Raw genomic sequence first — 17,957 nt, 5'->3', positions numbered from 1 at the left:
GGCGTGGCTGGCCGGTGGTGTGCAGGCGTTGGCTTCCAGGGGTGCTGCGGGTCCGGAGCCGAAGTTGTCCGATGAGCAGTTGGCCAGGTTGAAGGCGCGGTTGGAGCTGGGTCCGGCGGCGGCCGGGCATGGCGAGGACCAACGCTGGACCCTGGCGCGTATTGGTGACCTGATCGCGGTCATGTTCCATGTCCGGGTGGGTGTCACCACGGTGTGGCAGGCGATGCGGCGGCTGGGTTATCCCCCGCAGCAGCCGATCCACCGGGCGATCGAACGCGACGAGCAGGCCATCGCCCGGTGGCGCCGCTATCAGTGGCCGGCGCTAAAAGAGTCGCGACACGGCTGAACGCCTGGATCTGCTTCGCTGACGAGTGCGGTCAGACGCTGCGGGCGGCCAAGGCCACGACCTGGGCACCGCGTGGCGTGACGCCGGTGGTGAAGGTGACCGCGGCCGGTAACGCGCGGGTGTCGGTGGCCGGGATGGTCTGCTACCGGCCCGGCGACCGCAGCCGGCTGATCTACCGCACGATCACCTCCCGCGGTCGTAAAGGTGAACCGAAAGGCTTCCGGGAGAACGACTTCGCCGCTTTGGTCGACGCCGCCCATCAGCAACTCGGCGGGCCGATCGTGCTTGTGTGGGACGGCCTGGGTGCGCACCGTTCGGCCCGCATGCGGATGTTGATCGCTGCCCGGCCGTGGCTGCGCGTCTACCGGCTGCCTGGATACGCCCCGGAACTCAACCCCGCCGAGAAGGTGTGGTCAGCGATGAAACGCAGCCTGGCCAACCTGTCCGCCCGTACCGCTACCGCGCTGACCGCCGCGGTCAAGAACCGCCTCAAACGCATGCAGTACCGAACCGGCCTCATCGATGGCTTCCTCACCGGAACGGGTCTATCTCCACCACGACCACCCTGACCCCCACCCCGAAAAGTGTCTAGCAAATATCTGTGGCGAGGTTGTCGGTGTACGCCTACCGTCCGGAGATGGCCGTACAACTGCTGGCAGTGACCTACGACGCCCATGACCCCACGCGGCTGGCCCGATTCTGGGGCGGCATGCTCCGCCGAGATGCGGTCGAGGATGCGGGCGGTCTGCTCCTGCCTGGTACGCCGACGCAGGTCGGCCTCCGATTCGTTCCGGGGCGGCCGCAGGAGGAGCACCTCAACCGTCTGCACCTACACCTGACCAGCACCAGCCTCGCCCACCAGCAGGACACGGTGGCAGCGGCGGTGGCGCTCGGGGCCGTGCATGTCGACGTCGGCCAGCTGCCCGACGAGGGCCATATTGTCCTGGCCGACCCGGCTGGCAACCATTTCTGTGTGATGGAGCCCGACAACAGATTCCTGTCAGGCTGCGGCCACCTCGCCGAGGTCGCCTGCGACGGTACGCGGGACGTCGGTCTGTTCTGGAGCGAGGGGCTCGGCTGGCCATTGGTGTGGGACGAGAATCAGGAGACGGTCGTCCAGTCGCCGCTCGGCGGGACGAAGGTCGCCTGGGGCGGACCACCTGTCGCCCCGAAGACCGTCCGCAACACGCAGCGTTTTCTGCTCGCCGCGACCGACACCGATCTGCGTACGGAGGTCGACCGGCTGGTATCGCTCGGAGCGACCCTGATGTCGACTGACGAGGACAGATCGGCCGAGCTGGCCGACCCGGACGGCAACGAGTTCTGCGTACGACAGGCCCGACCCAGGGCTCGCACGTAACGCGCCACCCCCACGACTGGATTTGCGAGGGCGGCCCGCGCTGTTGCAGCGTCACTGTCCCGGATCGGGCATGTACTCCGGCAAGCGCCACGCCTGCGGCTTCAACGTCCAGGTCGTCGGATCCCACCACGGCACCCTGGTACTGACCGGCACGCCGCAGCCCGGTTCGATGCACGACGCCAAAGCGTGGCGCGAATCCGGCCTGGCGCAACGATTCGAAGGCCGGCTGCACGCCGACGGCGGACCAGGTTGCTGGGATCGAGAGCCACGAAGGCTCCAAGGAGGAGACCCTTGCATGGGCGCGGGTTGGACAGTCGCGACAAAGGCCGGCGCAGCGTGAGGTGAAGGGCGACGATGCGACGGTGGATGATGCGTCGCCCCACTCAGGTGGCAGTGGAGGCGCCCCGCGCCGGAACGGTCTCCCGCGGGAGGAGCGGAGGTGAGATCGACGCACCCGGGACAAAATGATCTTAAAAAGATCTTGAATTTGATGGATACCGGGGCCTGACGGCCCCACCTTCCCGGTGGGGCCGTCAGGGATGATGCGCACTACGGGCAGGACGGCTCGCCCGACTGCGCCGGCACGCTGATCGCGTTCCACGCGGCCTTGACCGTGTTGAACTCCGTGCAGCTGCCCGGGTAGGTGCTCTTGGCCGACTGCAGCGTCCACAGGCGGTACTTGGGGTAGCCGCTCTGCGTGGTCTTCAACAGCATCGCGCCATAGAAGATCTTCAGTGCCTTCTGTACGCCGATACCCGTGACCGTGGTGCTGTTGCACGTCGGGCTGACCGGCTGGCCGGACGCGTTGCTCCCGATCGCGACAAGGTAGAACCAGTGGTTGCCCGGACCGGCCGAGGCGTGCACCTCGCCGTTCGGGATGCTGCTGGAGTAGCAGTTGGGGTCGCCCAGCAGCGACGGGTTGTACATGTTGCGGATCGGGCCGCTGCCCACCAGGTTGACCTCCTCGCCGACCAGGAAGTCCGACGGGTCGGCCGGGTTGGCCGCGTAGAACTCCGTCGACGCGCCGAACACGTCGGCGACGAACTCCTGCGTACCGCGGCGGGAGATGCCGCCGGGGGTGTGGTCGTCGACGCCGTGGCCCATCTCGTGCGCGATCACGTCGGTGGCGCCGATCCACGCGCCGGCCTGGTTGTGGCCGATCTGGACCTGCGTGCCGTCGTAGTACGCGTTGAGGTCGGCCAGGCCGACGCGGATCGGCCACGCGCCGCCGGCGCCGTCCATGCCGTTGCGGCCGAGCCACGCGCTGAGCATCGAGGCTTCCTTCTCGGCGCCGTAGAGCGCGTCGACGCAGCCGGTCTCCCGGTTGGTGCCGACGCCGTTGCCCCACAGGTCGTCCGGTCCGGTGAAGGTCGCGTTGCCGGTCGCGTTCTGGCACGGCAGGTTGCTGGTGGTCGGGCTCGACAGCGAGTAGGTGCTGCCGCTGAGCTTGGTCGCGATCGTGACCGTGCCCTCCCAGTTGCCGGTGCCGGTGCCGCGCGTGACGTGCTCGACGCGGTCGAGGACCGCCCCGTTCAGCGCGTCCACGGTGACGGTGAGCCGGCTGTAGCCGTCGGCGCCCTGCCCGTTCAGCGTCGTCTGGTACGCCAGCCGGGCGGTTCCGGTCAGCGTCGAGACGACGAGCTGCGTACCCTCCACCGCCGACACCTTGGTCAGCTGGCGACGGGCGACCTTCTCGGCCGCGCCCGCCGTGATCGCGGGCGTGGTGCTCAGCGTACCGATCGCGGCATCCTGGGCGACCGAGGTGAGCACGACCTTGCCCGCACCGTCGGTCACGACGACGAAGTCGCCGCCCGCGACGCGCAGACCCTGGTAAGTCCGCTCGTAGGGGACATAGGTGAGACCGTTGGCGGCGATCGCTCCGCCGCGCACGTACGCCTCGCCGGCACTGCTCCTGATCGCCTCGGGCCGGGCGGCGACCAGCGCGTCCGCGCCGGCCGTGGCCGCCGCCAACGAGTTCACGGGCGCGACCGGGGTTCGGCCGCCGGCGCCGCTGGCCTGCGAGGTGGTCGCGACCACCAGCACGAACGCCGCGGCCACGGTGGTGGCGACGGCGTACCTCCTGCGAATCTTCACGGGATCCTCCTGACGTGGCCGGGGGTAGCCACACGCCTTCGTTTATATCGAAGATTGTCAGTGCCGAGTGTGCCTACTTCGGGTAGTAGCCGACGCGAAGTTCATCCGCTCGTCGCCCGCGCGCGTTCCGCGATCGCATTCCATCGTCGATACTCGATGCGATCGTGGCCGCGTTCCCCGCCGGACACCCCCGACCGGCCGCGGCCCGACACCGGGAGCCCCCATGAAGCAACGACTCCTGCGCATCACCCTCGCCCTCGCCGCCGTCTCCGTGCTCACGATCGTGCTGCCGGAATCGGCGTACGCGACGCCGCCGAACATCCCCTCGGCGGCGACCGCCACGACCCGGCTGGCCGCCCTGACCGTGGCCGCCGAATCGCACGGGTCGACCTACGACAGAGCCCTGTTCCCGCACTGGATCACGATCAGCGGCACCTGCGACACCCGCGAGACGGTCCTCAAGCGGGACGGTACCGGCGTCACGGTCAACAGCAGCTGCTACCCCACCGCCGGCAGTTGGAAGAGCCCGTACGACGGCGCGACCTGGACCAGCCCGTCCGACGTCGACATCGACCACATGGTGCCGCTGGCCGAGGCGTGGGCGTCCGGCGCCTGGGCGTGGACCACGGCGCAGCGCCAGACGTACGCCAACGACCTCGGCGGCCCCGAGCTGTGGGCGGTCACCGACAACGTGAACCAGAGCAAGGGCGACAAGGACCCGGCGGAGTGGAAGCCGCCGCTGACCTCGTTCTACTGCACCTATGCCCGGGCCTGGATCCAGGTGAAGTGGTACTACGCCCTGACGGTCGACAGCGCCGAGAAGTCCGCTCTCACCAGCATGCTCGCCACCTGCTGACCTGCCCGCCGAGTTCCGACGATCTTGCGCGAATGTCCGGGCTTTTCCGGCATTCGCCGCGAAATTCGAGACATTCGCGCAAGATCGTCGCAGGGGGTCACTGTGGACAGCGGCGCGGCGGGACGGGGCGGTGAGGGCGAGTCAGGGGTGTAGGGCGGTCTGTTGGGTCGCGGTGAGGCGGTCCGGGCGGACCGTGATCGCGTACGCGGTGCGTCCGGCGGTACGCAGCATCAGCGGATCGGCGATCTCCGGCCGGGCGGCGATCAGTTCCAGTGCCGCGGCGACCCGGTCCGGCGGCCAGCCGAGCGCGGTGGCCAGGGCCGTCGGCCGCATCGGACGGGCTGCGTGCACCAGGGCGGCCACGATCGTCAGCGCGTCGTCCACCACGGGATCGGCGAGCGCGCTGCCGCCCATGTGCTCGCTGAGCCGGCCGAAGAACCGCCCCATCCGGTCGAGCCGGCCACCGGCGGCCGAGTCCGGGCCGAAGATGTCGATCCCCCGCCGGGCGGCGGTCGCGATGTCGCCGTGCGCGCCCGTGTCGGCCTGCCATGCCCGCAGCCAGACGTCGTCGTCGATCGCGTACCGCTCGCGGCGGCCGCCGGGGTCCGGGCGGCGTACGACGAGTTCCATCGCGGCGAGGTGGCCGATCGACTTGGACACCGACGCCGGGCTGACCTGGAGCCGGTGGACGAGGTCGGCCGAGGTCAGGCCCGCGGCGTCCACGACGAGCAGGCTGACGAACACCCTCGCGGTCATCCTGGCCAGGCCGGTCGCGGCCAGCAGCGCGGCGAACTCGTCGACGAAGGCGCTCGCCGCCGCGGCCGACGGGCCGTCCGGGACGATCTTCGGCGGCCGGGCGGGCTTGCCGCGCCGCGCCCGGCGCCCGGCCGCCTCCTGCGCGTGGCCGGCCAGGTAGTCCCCCGGTACGCCGTTCCTGGCGACCTCGCGGCTGATCGTGGAGGTCGGGCGGCCGAGGCGGCGGGCGATCTCGGCGTAGCCGAGGCCGTCGGCGAGCCAGGCCGCGATGCGCTCGCGGTCTTCCTCGGTCAGCCTGCCCCCGGGCATCGGTGCGTCCTCCCTGCTTGCCTTTACGCACAGTACATTGCAACGGGCTGTCGGCGGTAATTGCATTCACTCGCAATCCTGTTGCAACGATTGCTCCCAATCTCGCCTTTTGAGCCCGATCTGCGTTGACGCTTGATAAAACGCAACGTAGCGTTTTTTCATCCGGAAAGGATTCTCCCCGACTCAGGAGGAATGACGATGCATGTGATGGCAGTGTCGGCGGTCTCGGACGAAGCGAAGTTCTGGGATGCACTGAAGAAGGCGCATTCCCGGCTCCCCAAGGGCGCCCAGTGGAAGCTCGCCGTCGCGAGCAAGGACGGCGCGAAGGCGGTCAACCTCCTCACCCACGATTCGATCGACGGCGTACGCGACTTCATCGAAACGTACGCGGGCGGCTACGCGACGACCGAGTACTTCGAGGCCGACGCCGCGAACGCGGTCGGGCTGCCCCGATGACGGTGGACGTGGCCCGCCTGCGTACGCGGGTCGTCGACCTGCTCGCGGAGTACGGGATCCCGAGCGCGGCGATCGGCGTACTGCGGGGCGGGGAGGTCACCGAGTTCGCGGTCGGGGTCGCGAACGTCGAGACGGGCCGGCTCGCGACGACCGACACCGTCTACCAGTGCGGTTCCATGACCAAGACCTGGACCGCCCTGGCCTTCCTGCAGCTCGTCGACGAGGGCCGGGTCGACCTCGACGAGCCGGTCCGCACCTACCTGCCGGGCTTCCGGGTCGGCGACCCCGAGGTCAGCGCCCGGGTCACGCCTCGTCATCTGCTCTACCACGACAACGGGATCGAGGAGGCGTACGGGGATCCGGGCGAGGACGACGACGTCTACGAGCGCATGGTCGCCGGGATCGCCGACGCGCCGCAGGTGTTCCCGCTCGGCTGGACGCACGGGTACAGCGCCGCGCTCGCGTACGCGATCCTGGCGAGAATCCTGGAGGTCGCCGACGGCAGGCGGTGGGACGACCTGATGCGCGACCGGTTGTTCGATCCACTGGGCCTGACCGACACGAACAGCCGGCACGAGCAGGTGGACGCGGCGCGGGCCGCGACCGGGCACCTGCTGCGGTCCGTGGCCGAGGGCCCGATCGTGACGCCGATCGACCACCTGCCACGGGCGTTCGGGCCGGGCGGCAACATCACCTCGACGGTACGCGAGGTGCTCGCGATGGCGCGGGTGCTGCTTGGCGGCGGCGTGGCGGGCAACGGCACGCGGCTGCTGTCGGCGGCGGGCGTGCGGGAGATGATGACCTCGCGCGTGCCGGTGCCGGATCCCTACATGTTCGGGCCGGAGTGGGCGCTCGGCCTGATCGTCTGCGACTGGCACGGCCGGACGGTGTACGCCGGCGACGGCAGCACGATCGGCCAGAACGCCCGCCTGCGCATCCTGCCGGACGCGGACACGGCGATCACGATGCTGACGAACGGCGGGCCGCGGGAGAGCTTCTACCGCAAGGTGTTCAACGAGATCCTGGCCGACCTCGGCCTGGGGACGGTCCCGGACCTGCCCGCCCCCGACCCGGCGCTGCGCCTGGATCCGTCCCGGTACGAGGGTGTCTACGAGCGGCCCGGTGCCCGGTTCGAGGTGTCGGCCGAGGACGGCGGGCTGTGCCTGACGGTGGTCGTCGACCCGATGCAGGCGCGGTTCCTCCAGAAGCCCGACCGCATCCGCTACGCGCTGCTCCCGGTGAGCGAGACGCATTTCCTGATGCGGCCGTCGGATCCACTCGAGGACCCGCAGACGGTGGCGATCTACGACTTCGTGGACGGCCGGGCGCGCTACCTGCACACGAACTGCCGGGTCCATCCACGACGGTCCTGAACCCGGGCGGTCCCGCCCTCATGATCACGGTTCGGGCAGGAGTCTGACCAGCATCTTCGGCGCCTGGATCCGGTAGCTCTCGGTGATCAGCTCGGCCACCTCGGTCCAGTCCGTCCCGTCGTCGAGGAGCATGCCGACGACGTTGGTCCCCCACCCCGGCCAGTAGAACGGTAGCCCGGACGCGATGAGGCCGCCCGCCTCGCCGCCCGGTGCCCGGAACGTGACGACGCAGACCGGCCCCTCGGCCGCGAACGCGCTCGCGAGGGAGTTCGGATGGTCGGCCTCCACCACACACGCATGGGCGATGGTGCGCTTGCGCACCCGCCAGCGCGTACCCGTCCAGGCGGGCTCCTCGTAGGCGTCGGGCAGGCGCCGGCACACCGCCCGCAGCCTGTCCTCGATCAGCGGTGGCACATCTCCCCGTCCGGCCATGTGCTCGACGCTACCGCCGGGGTACGACAGGGGGCGCCCCGGCCGAAGCCGGGACGCCCCCGCGTCTTCCAGGTCGGCACCGGGCCGACAGCGGACCGGGGCCCGCCCTCAGCCGAAGAGCTGCTGCAGCACGTCAGGCTTGCTGACCGGCACCATGTTCCAGCTCGACACCTTGGTGATCGCGCGGGTGCTGGAGATGTCCACCTCCAACTTGTAGTGCAGGGTCGTGTGCTGCCGGCCGTCCCGGTCGACCACCGTGTCGGCCGTGACGTGCCAGCGCGTGGCCATGACGGGGCTCAGGTAGTAGATCTGGTTCGCCCCGTCGGGTTTGACCTCCGTCTGCCGGCCCTGGCCCACCGTCGTGGTCTCGCTGACGGAGACGGTGACCGACGCCGAGATGTCCACCTTGGTGGTGTTCGACCCGCCGAGCACCTTGAAGTCGGCGGTGAGGCTCTCCTCCACCCCGGCGCTGACCGTCAGGGTGGCCGACTTCGCCCATTCCTTCTGCGCCTCCTCACTCCAGCTCAGGAGGGTGCCGTCGCCGATCTCCTGGGCCTCGCCGAGGCGGATGCCGGAGTACTTCGTCATGTCGCTCCACGGGGTGTCGTACTCGGCCGTGTAGACCTGGCAGGTCGGGTTCTGCTTGCAGTACTGCGCCTTCAGATCGGCCACGTCCTTGTCGCGGTCGCCGCTGTTCTTGATCCGGTTGGCGGCGCACTTCGCGTCGCATTTCACCGGGTCCGGCACCTTGATGTCCCAGCCCGCCGGCTTGCGCTGGCCCGGGTTCATCAGGCAGTCGCCGTTCACGTCGCACACCGGCTCCCGGCTCGTCCCGGCCGGGTCGCTGAACGTCGCGGGCGAATTACCGGCGTACGCGTAGTTCTGCCAGCTCTGCGGATCGGACGAGTCGAACAGCGGATCGGCCGACAGGAACCGGCCCAGTTCGGCGTCGTACTCGCGGGCCCCGAGGTGCGTCGTGCCGGTCGCGTCGGGCGTACCGCCGACGAAACCGTGGCTGCCCGCCAACGTCACCGGGTTGCCCCGCGCCTCGCCGAACGGCGTCGTCCGCCGGCGCTGGCCGGAAAGCGTGGCGGCGTCGTACGAGGCTTCCGGCGTACCGTGCTGGTCGAGGGTGAGCCAGGCGACCCCGGCCGGCGTGCGTACGGCGTCCGCGCCGTAGTACCGGGTGGCGGTGACCGTGCCGCCGGCCGCCCGGAACTCGGCCGAGCCGATGGTCAGCGTGGTCGCCGCCGGCGACTTGGCCAGCAGCCGGTGACCGTCGGCGTCGTACACGTAGGTCGTGGTCTGGCCGCCGGCGGTGACGCTGGACAGGTGTCCCTCGACATCCCAGCCGAGCGTCTGACCGGGCCGGCTGGTCGTGTCGCCCGCGCCGTTGTACGCGTAGGTCGCCGGGCCCGCCGCGCCCGGACCCTGCTGGGTGACGGTGGTGGCGGTGTGCGGCCGGACCGCGTTCGGCCCCGCGGCCGGGTAGGACAGCGTCCGCAGCAGGTTGCCCGCTCCGGTGTGGTCGGTCCGGGTCGTCCGGTTTCCGGCGAGGTCGTAGCCGTAGGACTGCCAGTACGGGCTCGGGCCGCCGAGCGTACCGGTGGACGGGGCCGCCGCGCAGCTGCCGGCGCCCGGCGTCCACGCGTCATCCAGCCGTCGCAGGTAGTCGTAGTGCAGGCACTGGGTGTCGTTCGCCGGTCCGCCGTACTGCGCGGTCCGGTCGTCCAGGGTGGACACGTTGCCCACGGCGTCATAGGAGGTGAAGGTGTCCTGGTACACCGCGCCCGCGTTGTCGAGCACGCCGTGTTCGGTCACCCGCCCGGTTCCGGTCTCGTACGCCCAGACCTGGCTGAGCGTACGGCCGTTGCCGGTCGACAGGTCGAGCTGCGTACGCCGGCCGAGCTCGTCGTAGCCGATGCCGGTGACGTAGGTGGCCGTGCCCGCGACGGTCGTGGCCTGGCCGAGCTTGTTGAAGCCGTACCGGATGGTCTCGGCCGGCAGCCCGTCGCTGACCGAAGGGTTGCGCATGGCGGTCGCGGTCGCCGTGCTGCCGTCGGCGTTGTAGGTGATCGTGCTGGTGTAGGTGCCGGCGAGGATCCCCTCACCGGCCGGCAGCGTCACGAACCCGCCGGTGCTGCGGTAGGAGTTGTCGTAGCCGGTGACCCCGGTGGTGTAGTCGCCGGCGGCGGTGTGCCGGGTCGCCGAGGTGAGCTGTCCTTTCGCGAGGGTGTCGTAGGTCCAGTCGGCGAGCGCGGTCGTGCCGTTCCGGGCCGACGTCTTGCGGCCCAGCGCGTCGTACGCGTACGTGATCTGCCCGTGCTGGTCGGTCACGGTCAGCGGGTCGCCGGCCGCGTCGTAGGTCGTCGCGGTGTGCCCCTTGTCGGGGTCGTCGACGCTGATCGTCTGGTGGTTCAGGTCGTAGCCGTACCGCCAGGTGTCGCCCATCGGGTCGACGGCCGTGGCCCGGTCGCCGAGGTGGTTGTAGGTGTACCCGGTGGTGTCGTACGCGCCGGTCGGGGTGCTGCCGTGGAACTGGCGCAGGCTCGTCGTGCGCCCGCGCGCGTCGGAGTAGGTGGCGGTCGCGGTGCCGCCGGCCGGCGGGGTGACCTCGATGTGGTCGCCGAAGTACGCCGTGCTGGTCCGCCACTTCTCCACGCCGTTGATCTGGAACGCCGCCACCGTGGCCCGGCCGGCGCCGTCGTAGCTGGTCAGGGTGCGGCCGGGCGCCACGCTGACCGGGGTCACGAGGTCCGCGCCCGGGGCCGCCGTGTCGTAGTAGACGGTCGAGGCCAGGGCCGTACGCCCGGCGGAGTCGTAGCCGGTGTCGGTCAGGATCCGGCCGCCGGCGGCCGACACGCCCTGCGTCTGCCGTGCCCGCAGCAGCCCGTCGTAGAGCGTCCAGCTCGTGTTGTAGCCGCCGCCGGTGTTGTCGAGCGTGGCGGTCGAACTGGCCGTGGGCCCGGTGGAGCCGCGCACGACGTAGGTGTAGCGCATGTCCGCGAGCTGGGGTGCCGCGCGGCCGGGCAGCCAGACGGCGGTCAGCCGGCCGAGCCCGTCGTACGTCACGTCGGTCGCCTTGCCGTTGACGTCGACCTTGTGGGTCGGCAACCCCCACGCCGGTTCCAGGCTCACCGTCTCGGCCCAGCCCATCCCGTTGGTCGTGGTGACGGCCGTGACCGGGCCGCCGGTCACCGGGGTGTACGCCGTGGAGCTCTTCGTGCCGAGGGCGTCATAGCTGTCGAGTACGCGGCCGTACCGGTCGTACGTAGCGGTGGACACCGGGCTGTAGACGGGTGTCGTCCCGTTGTACGCGGTCGCCCGCTCGGTACGCGTGACGTCGCCCAGGCTGACGGCGGTCGGGAACGTCGTGCCGCCGTCGTAGAACGTCCGGGTGTCGCCGACGACGTCCGCCGGCCGGGCCACGGTCGCCGAGCAGCGGACGGCGACCGTCTCGACCTCGGCGGTCTTGTCCATCAGCCAGCTCGCCGGGTTGAGCGCGTAGGTGTTGCGCGTACAGGTGTCGTCGGCGGTGGTGGCGAGGTCGCCGAGATCCTCGGTGCTCGTCACCCGGCCGGTCGGGTCGGCCGCACCGGCGTCGTAGTCGAACGTGCTGTTGGTCTGCGTCGTCCGCCAGCCCCCGGCCGCCAGCGCGTTCTTGACGGTGACCGTCCGGGTGCCGGTCGCGTACGCGGAGACGGTCACGCCGTCGCGGACGCGGCTGGCGGTCGGGCCGTGCTCCCACGGTTCGTCGAGCGTCTTGGTGACGACGGGGGCCGTGTCGCCGATTCCGTTGTAGACGATGCTCTCGCGGACGCTGCCGTCGCGCCAGGGCTCGTCGGCGATCGCGGCGGTGCCGAAGTCGGGGTCGGCGGCGATCGTCACGGCGCGGGTGCCGGACGGGAGCTTGTCCCCGTTCATCCCCCGGAAGTAGACGGTGTCCTCCTGCTGGCGGGTGGTGTCGGTGCCGCCGGTGACCGTCCGTACGCGGCTGTAGCCCCGCCACTGCCCCCAGGTCTTGTGGGCCGCGGGGACGAAGGCCGCCTCGTCGTAGTGCCACGCCGGAGCGTCCAGATAGGAGTAGTGGTGCTCGACGGCCTTGCCGCCGCCGGTCAGGTCCCGCTGCACGACGTCGGTGACGACGTACTTGTGGAAGTACTCGAAGACTGCCGTGGTCTCGTTGTAGGGGGTCCACCAGATCGGATAGCACCGCTTGGTGTTGGTCTCGGGCGCCGAGGGCTTGTTCGCCGCCGAGCACTCCGCGGCCGAATAGGTGACGGTGAGCTCGCCGCCGTACTCGTCGTCCACCGCGTGCAGGCGGTAGCGCACGATCGGATCGCGGGCGCCGGTGATGTCGACGCGGTTGTTCATCTGGATCGGGGTGAACGTGACGTCCGGCAGGGTCGTGGCCGTCCCCACGTTGCCCGTGTGCGACAACGACTGCAACCAGAGGATCTTGGCGTGGTTGTCGCCCGGGTCCTTGAAGACGTGGTTGAGGGTCCAGGTCTCCGCGTCCCGGTAGCCGCCGCCGGTCGACACCTGCGTACGCACGGCGCCGAGCATCTTCTGGCTGAAATAGACCGGCGAGTAGTGGTCGGTGCAGGACGTCGTCGACGTGCACTGCTGGTCCCACGGCACGTCCGGCCAGTTGGCGGGGGTGGCCGAGGTGCAGGTCGAGCCCTGGGTGACGCACCGGTCCTGCCGGTCGAACACCACCCGGTACGGCGCCGTGGCCGTGAACTCCGTGTCGGTGCGGGTGCCGTAGTCGATGTGCGCGAGCGTCCCGCCGCGGACGTAGGTCGAGACGCTGGACGCGGTGTTGGCGCGCGCGTACTGGTTGGTCTCCTGGTCGTACCACAGCGACATGCTGTTGCCGTGCACGTCCACCACGTAGTCCAGATTCCACTGGTAGGCCTGCGCGCACCATGAGGCGGCGAAGGTCGAGCCGTGGCACGGTTCGCCGGTGTTGTTGCCGAAGACCGGCACCGTCCAGGTGGACTCGGTGGTCGGCTTGCCCGAGGACCAGCCGGGCAGCTTGTTGCGGCCGAAGTAGTACTGGGTGCCGTCGGTGGTGGTCACCTTCCAGTACTCGCCCTCCGCGATCAGGTTCCCGCCGGAGTCGCGGGTCTGGTCGCCGTTGCCGTCGGCCGCGTCGGCCAGCTTCTCGACCCTGGTGCCGTCGTCGTTCTTCAGATGCCAGCGCGCCGGGTTCGTGGCGTCCTGGATCAGCTCCCCGCTGTGGCCCGAGAGCGACAGCGTCCCGTTGTCGCCGCCCCAGCACTGGTCGTGGTCGTTCGCCTGGCCGTCGTCGGCACAGTCGGCGTACGCGCGCACGATCGAGCCGGGCTCGTAGTCGAAGCCCTCGCCGAGCCAGGACGGCTGCGCGTTGGACGCGGCCGTGCGACCGTCGACCGACTGGCTGGAGTAGGACAGCTGCACCTGCGGCGCCGGTCCGCCCTGCGACGGCGGTACGCGCAGCGGATAGCTGAACGCGAAGTCACCGGACTCCGCACCCGCCGACCAGGTCTGCGACGCCTGCAACTTGGTGGCCGTGTAGCTGCCGGCCGAGGAGGACGGCGCCGCGACCAGAGCCACGAGCGTCCCCTGGGCGGCGGCCGGCCCGACCGCTGCCGACCCGGCCGCCGGACGCCCGGCGGTGTCCTCGCGTACGCCGAGGGTGGCGGCGAGCGTGGCCCCCGCCTCGTCCTTGGTGGCCGTCAGGGCCGTCGGCGCGCAGCCGGGCGCGTCCGGTGTGGACAGTGCGCATTCGGGTAGGCGGGCCAGGTGGAGGCGGGCGGCGTAGTCGGCACCGTACGCGTCCGCGTACGCCTGATAGTCGACGCGGACCGCGCGCGCTCCCGGGCCGACGCGGGCGACGAACGGCCGGGCGGCACCGGTCGTGGCGAGGACGTCGACGCGGACGGCGGTGTCGGCCTGAACGGCGATCGGCTGGCCGGACGCGGCGTGCCAGCCGGACCCGGTGCCGGCGGCGATCGTCACGGAGCCCGCCCGCGGCCGGGTACGCGCGGCCGGGGCGGACCGCATGGTCTGTCCGCTGGTCGGATCGGGGGTTCGGGCCGCGACGCCGACCGCCCGCACGGCGGTCGGCGTGACCGCCTGGGCCCGGGGTGGGGCCGGCCGCGCGGCGGCGGCCGGGAGGGCGGCGCCCGCCGAGGCCATCGTGAGGAGTAATCCGGCACCCAGTGCCGTGAAACCGCGTATGCGCATGAAGACACCTGCTTCAAAGGAAAGGCTGGAATCAGGGAAGGGAGAGGCCGAGCGGAGGCCGGCCCCGGCGCCTCGCCGGGGCCGGCGGTGACGGACGGTCAGCCGACCCGGCGCAGGTGGTACTCCTGCGGGTCGCCACCGTGGCAGTCGTACTCGATCCAACCGGTGCCCACGGCCGTGCCGCCCGACTGGACGTCCGCGCACTTGCCGGAGCCGTTGGACTGGACGTTGACGACGATGTCGCCGGTCCCGCCCACGTAGTTGACCTGCCACATCTGGTGATAGACGGTGTTGTTGCAGGCCTGCTGGACCAGCGGCGTGAAGTTGGCCCCGTTGCCGTTGTTGCCGATCGTCAGGCACATCCCGGTGTTGTGCGCCGGATGCAGATGGAAGTACGCCCCGGAGCCGAACCGTTCGAACGTGAACTGCGTGTTGAGGCCGGCCGAGCAGGACTGTTCGGTGAACTGCGTACCGGAGGCGGTGGAGGATCCGGCGATGCCGAGGCAGAGGTTGCTGAACCCGGCGTAGAACTGGTACTTCGCGGTGGTGTCGATGACGATGCTGCCGGTGCCGGTCGGCCCGACCCCGCCCTCCCACCACAGGCTCGGCGCGGCGAACCCGGTGCCGTTGGACAGGAACAGGTTCAGGCGTACCTGCTTGTTGGAGGTGACGTAGGGCGAGGCGATGTCGGCCCGGCCGTCACCGTTGACGTCCCCCACGAACGGGCTGATGTTGCCCTGGCACCAGAACTGGGTGCCCGACCCCGAGAACGGGGTCGTCGGCGCGGCCACGTCCGAGCCGTTGACGGTCAGCCAGGTCTTCAGGTCGGACTGGCACAGCGACCTGTCGACGAACGCGCCGACGTCGGCGTGGCCGTCGCCGTTGAAGTCGCCCATGAGGAATCCCGCGCTGCCCCAGCACAGGCCGTTCGCGCCGCTGGCGTACTTCTGGGTGCCGTTGGGCATCGAACCGCCCGCCGACAGGTGCAGGAAGAACGCGGTCGTGCAGCCGCCCTGGTCGTACGCCTCCATCAGGTCGGCCTTGCCGTCGGCGTTGACGTCGCCGGCCATCACCTTGATCTTCGACAGGTCGCTGGTGGGATTGATGACGAACAGCACCGGCGCGGCGAAGGAGACGGTGCCCGGGGTGCTGGTCGAGGCGGCCACCCAGAAGTCCCAGCGGCTGCCCGCGATCGCGTTGTACGCGAACCCCAGATCGTCCCGGCCGTCGCCGGTGAAGTCGCCGATGACCGCCTTGGCGTCCGCGAGCTGCGGCGGCGCCCAGCCGGGAACGGTGGCGACGGCCCAGGCCGAGGTGTCGACTGCCTGCCCCCGAACGGCGTTGCCGTCCGACAGTGCGACCGAGAACGAGAAGGGCGCGGCGCCCGGCTGGCTGAGCGTGGCGAGATCGGTGCGGCCGTCACCGTCGAAGTCGCCCGGGTAGAACTGGGCGCTGGAGGTGGCCCCGGTGACCCCGCCCGCGGCGGTCGGCGGCAGGACGGACGTCCCGCTCGCCGTGGTCGTCCACCGCCACAGCGCGGATCCGCCGTCGGCCGGGGCGACGAGCACCGGATCGGCGTGCCCGTCACCGGTGAAGTCGCCGCGTACGTGCGGGGTGCCCGTCGCCGCGTGGGTGTTGAACCGGACGGTCACGATGCCGCCGACCTGACCGGTGAGGCTGCGCGACTGGACCGACAGGTAGTTCACCCGCGTCGCGTCGAGCGGGACGACCGGCAGCGTCGCCGTGCCGTCGTTGCGCGCGGGCACCCACACGACCGGGACGGCCGGCCCGCTCGTGGAGACCGCGTACAGGTAGCCGGCCGTAGTGGTGTATCCCGCCGCCGGGGCGACCGCGACGGCACCGGCCCGGCCGACGTAGGCCCCGGCCGCGGCCGGCGGCACGATCAGGTTGCCGCTCAGCGCGAGGTCCGTGCTCGTCACCCCCGGATCGCCCGGTACGGAGTCGTCGACCTGGAACGGGCAGGCCGGGCTCGTCCCGCCGACGTCCAGGCCGTCGCCGCCCCGGACCGTCCACGAGTACGCCTTGCCGTCGGCCAGCCCGGCCGCGTCGACCGAGGCCGTGAAGGACCCCGGCACGGCCGGCCCCATCGGGTGCACGTACTGCGGGTCGACGCCGTTCACGGTGAACTGCGGCGTGATGGAGTCGTTGTCCGCGTCGCCCAGCGTCGCCCGCAGCGTGATCCCGTTACGCCCGTTGATCAGGACCGGGCTGGTCGAGCAGGTGAACGACGGATCGATCGATAGCTGCCCGATGGCCGGCGTACCGGGCGCGTGGTTGAACTGCACCGACAGCGCGACGGTCGAGGGAAGGAACTTCTTCCACCGGTCCTGTGTGGACTCCCCGTTGCCGGCGGAGTCCCGGGCCGAGAACGCGACCGTGTAGCTGCCCGCGCCGCCGTTGACCGCCGCCTGCAGGTCGCCGGCGAGGTTGCCGCTGAAGCTCATGTTCACGTTCGGCTGGTCGCCGCAGTCGCTGGTGCCCTTGTGCGCGTTGGCGCTGCGGGTGTCCAGGTAGGTGACGAGCCCCGGCGACCAGTCCGTCCGCGGGGTCGCCATGATGGCGCCGCTGTGCCACAGGGTCACCGGCGTGGCGCCGCACGACCACGAGTGGTACAGCGTGGCGTCCACCTTGGCCGAGATGATCCGGGCGCCGACCAGGTTGTAGCCGCCCGCGCTGGTCGGGAACTCGAAGAACGAGCGGTACAGGTAGCCGCCGCTGGGATCCAGCCCGACGCGGGCCACGCTCGTGTCCGTGTTGGTGCCGTTGTGGTCGTTGGAGTACGCCCACCGCGACGAGCCGCTGACGTAGGAGAACGGCGGATCGATGTAGACCGGGTAACGCGTCCCCGGTCCGCGCAGCAGTCCCCGGTCGGGGCGAACGGACAGGGTCGCGCGGTCGGACCTGACGGTCACCGCGGCCAGCCGGGCACCGTCGCCCGGCCCGTGGACCGACGACCTCCCGCCGGACGCCGGATCGTCCCACATGGACGCCGCCTGCGACCAGACCACCGGCCGGCCACCCTTGTCGTGCGCGATCAGGGTCCCGTCCGCCCGGGTGTCGATGGACAGGTCCGCGCCGCCGCCGAGCGCGTACCGGATCTCGTCGAGGGCCGGATCGGCGGCGGCCTGCGGCGTACGCACCACGAGCGCGTGCCGGAAGCCGGTCGGAGTCGCGGTGACCTGCAGGTCCACGCCCGCGAGGACATCGGGATAGGTGGCGGTGTCGCCGGCGACGACCGGCTTGGGCAGCGGCGCCGGCCAGCTGAGCGTGAACGCGCCGGCGCCGCTGCCCAGACTGATCAGCGGCTGGCGGCCGCCGCCGGAGAAGCGCAGATCGCCGAGGACGGCCCGGGGCGCGACCGAGCCGTCGGCCGCCACCGTCAGCGTGGTGTCCAACGGGACCCAGCCGCCGGCTCGGCGTACCCGCTGCGGCTCGGCGGCGAGGGTGAGGGTGGACGAGCCGTCCGGGTTCGCGTACAGCTGCGTGTCGGTGCCGCGCGCGGACAGGACCTCCACCGGTTGGTGGCACCGGCGGGCGGCGGCGGTCGCGGCCGGTTGATCCGCGGCCGTCGCGGCGCAGGCGACGGGCGCCGGGGACTGGGCCTCGGCGCCCGGTCCTGTCGGTATCGTGACCGCCGCCAGGGTGGCGAGGGTGACCAGGAAGACGCGGTACCGTCTCGCGGCACCGCGGCGAGGAGTTCTCACTCATGCTCCTTCGACGCGA

At 71.0% G+C, this 17,957-nt stretch carries 12 protein-coding genes; 7 read left to right on the top strand and 5 right to left on the bottom strand.

Annotated features, from left to right (window positions below):
• From G401_RS0140490 to G401_RS58740, 4 genes are all read left to right on the top strand, one after another.
• Window positions 1–346, top strand: a 346-nt coding sequence (locus G401_RS0140490) for a winged helix-turn-helix domain-containing protein (protein WP_027346559.1), incomplete at its 5' end; no start/stop codon positions are given.
• On the top strand, window positions 298–915 hold the full coding sequence (locus G401_RS0140485; RefSeq protein WP_322787779.1) for a transposase: 618 nt from the start codon (window positions 298–300) through the stop codon (window positions 913–915). The genes G401_RS0140490 and G401_RS0140485, both read left to right, overlap by 49 nt.
• A 68-nt stretch (window positions 916–983) precedes the next feature.
• Window positions 984–1,706, top strand: coding sequence for a VOC family protein (locus G401_RS0140480; RefSeq protein ID WP_027346975.1), 723 nt, complete (start codon window positions 984–986; stop codon window positions 1,704–1,706).
• 70 nt (window positions 1,707–1,776) lie between these two features.
• Entirely contained in the window at window positions 1,777–2,046 is a 270-nt protein-coding gene (locus G401_RS58740; protein ID WP_084558141.1) for a transposase family protein, read from the top strand.
• Between the two features lie 209 nt (window positions 2,047–2,255).
• Here G401_RS58740 and G401_RS51780 read toward each other — a convergent pair whose 3' ends face one another.
• On the bottom strand, window positions 2,256–3,800 hold the full coding sequence (locus G401_RS51780; protein ID WP_051367952.1) for a M4 family metallopeptidase: 1,545 nt from the start codon (window positions 3,798–3,800) through the stop codon (window positions 2,256–2,258).
• A 223-nt stretch (window positions 3,801–4,023) separates the two neighbouring features.
• On the opposite strand from G401_RS51780, the gene G401_RS0140470 reads away from it, so the two are divergent.
• Window positions 4,024–4,656 (top strand): HNH endonuclease family protein, encoded by a 633-nt coding sequence (locus G401_RS0140470; protein WP_027346974.1) that lies wholly within the window; start codon window positions 4,024–4,026, stop codon window positions 4,654–4,656.
• 141 nt (window positions 4,657–4,797) lie between these two features.
• Here the strand turns inward: G401_RS0140470 and G401_RS0140465 are convergent, their stop codons facing one another.
• A complete protein-coding gene (locus tag G401_RS0140465; RefSeq protein ID WP_027346973.1) occupies window positions 4,798–5,721 on the bottom strand; it encodes a helix-turn-helix domain-containing protein in 924 nt (307 codons plus the stop codon).
• A gap of 207 nt (window positions 5,722–5,928) precedes the next feature.
• Between G401_RS0140465 and G401_RS0140460 the strand changes: the two genes are divergently transcribed.
• Both G401_RS0140460 and G401_RS0140455 read left to right on the top strand, forming a co-directional pair.
• On the top strand, window positions 5,929–6,177 hold the full coding sequence (locus G401_RS0140460) for a hypothetical protein (RefSeq protein ID WP_211240971.1): 249 nt from the start codon (window positions 5,929–5,931) through the stop codon (window positions 6,175–6,177).
• On the top strand, window positions 6,174–7,550 hold the full coding sequence (locus G401_RS0140455; RefSeq protein WP_027346971.1) for a serine hydrolase domain-containing protein: 1,377 nt from the start codon (window positions 6,174–6,176) through the stop codon (window positions 7,548–7,550). Before G401_RS0140460 ends, G401_RS0140455 begins: the two co-directional genes overlap by 4 nt.
• 24 nt (window positions 7,551–7,574) lie before the next feature.
• Here the strand turns inward: G401_RS0140455 and G401_RS0140450 are convergent, their stop codons facing one another.
• The 3 genes from G401_RS0140450 to G401_RS53945 form a co-directional block, all read right to left on the bottom strand.
• Complete coding sequence (locus tag G401_RS0140450) at window positions 7,575–7,982, bottom strand: MmcQ/YjbR family DNA-binding protein (RefSeq protein WP_027346970.1); 408 nt, start codon at window positions 7,980–7,982, stop codon at window positions 7,575–7,577.
• Between the two features lie 108 nt (window positions 7,983–8,090).
• Window positions 8,091–14,213, bottom strand: a complete 6,123-nt coding sequence (locus G401_RS51775; RefSeq protein ID WP_157546813.1) for an RHS repeat-associated core domain-containing protein — start codon at window positions 14,211–14,213, stop codon at window positions 8,091–8,093.
• Window positions 14,214–14,311: 98 nt separating this feature from the next.
• Window positions 14,312–17,938, bottom strand: coding sequence for an FG-GAP-like repeat-containing protein (locus G401_RS53945; protein ID WP_051367950.1), 3,627 nt, complete (start codon window positions 17,936–17,938; stop codon window positions 14,312–14,314).
• Window positions 17,939–17,957: the final 19 nt, after the last annotated feature.

The organism is Hamadaea tsunoensis DSM 44101 (assembly GCF_000428945.1).
In the GTDB taxonomy this organism is placed as follows: Bacteria; Actinomycetota; Actinomycetes; order Mycobacteriales; family Micromonosporaceae; genus Hamadaea; species Hamadaea tsunoensis.
Note: the sequence above shows the minus strand (reverse complement) of the source record. Positions and strands in the feature narration are given on the sequence as shown.

Bases quoted from the DNA above. Each gene is read 5' to 3' on its own strand.
- G401_RS0140455 (WP_027346971.1), top strand. From the start codon at position 6,174: ATGACGGTGGACGTGGCCCGCCTGCGTACGCGGGTCGTCGACCTGCTC.
- G401_RS0140460 (WP_211240971.1), top strand. From the start codon at position 5,929: ATGGCAGTGTCGGCGGTCTCGGACGAAGCGAAGTTCTGGGATGCACTG.
- G401_RS51775 (WP_157546813.1), bottom strand. From the start codon at position 14,213: ATGCGCATACGCGGTTTCACGGCACTGGGTGCCGGATTACTCCTCACG.
- G401_RS0140465 (WP_027346973.1), bottom strand. From the start codon at position 5,721: ATGCCCGGGGGCAGGCTGACCGAGGAAGACCGCGAGCGCATCGCGGCC.
- G401_RS58740 (WP_084558141.1), top strand. From the start codon at position 1,777: ATGTACTCCGGCAAGCGCCACGCCTGCGGCTTCAACGTCCAGGTCGTC.
- G401_RS0140450 (WP_027346970.1), bottom strand. From the start codon at position 7,982: ATGGCCGGACGGGGAGATGTGCCACCGCTGATCGAGGACAGGCTGCGG.
- G401_RS0140480 (WP_027346975.1), top strand. From the start codon at position 984: ATGGCCGTACAACTGCTGGCAGTGACCTACGACGCCCATGACCCCACG.
- G401_RS0140470 (WP_027346974.1), top strand. From the start codon at position 4,024: ATGAAGCAACGACTCCTGCGCATCACCCTCGCCCTCGCCGCCGTCTCC.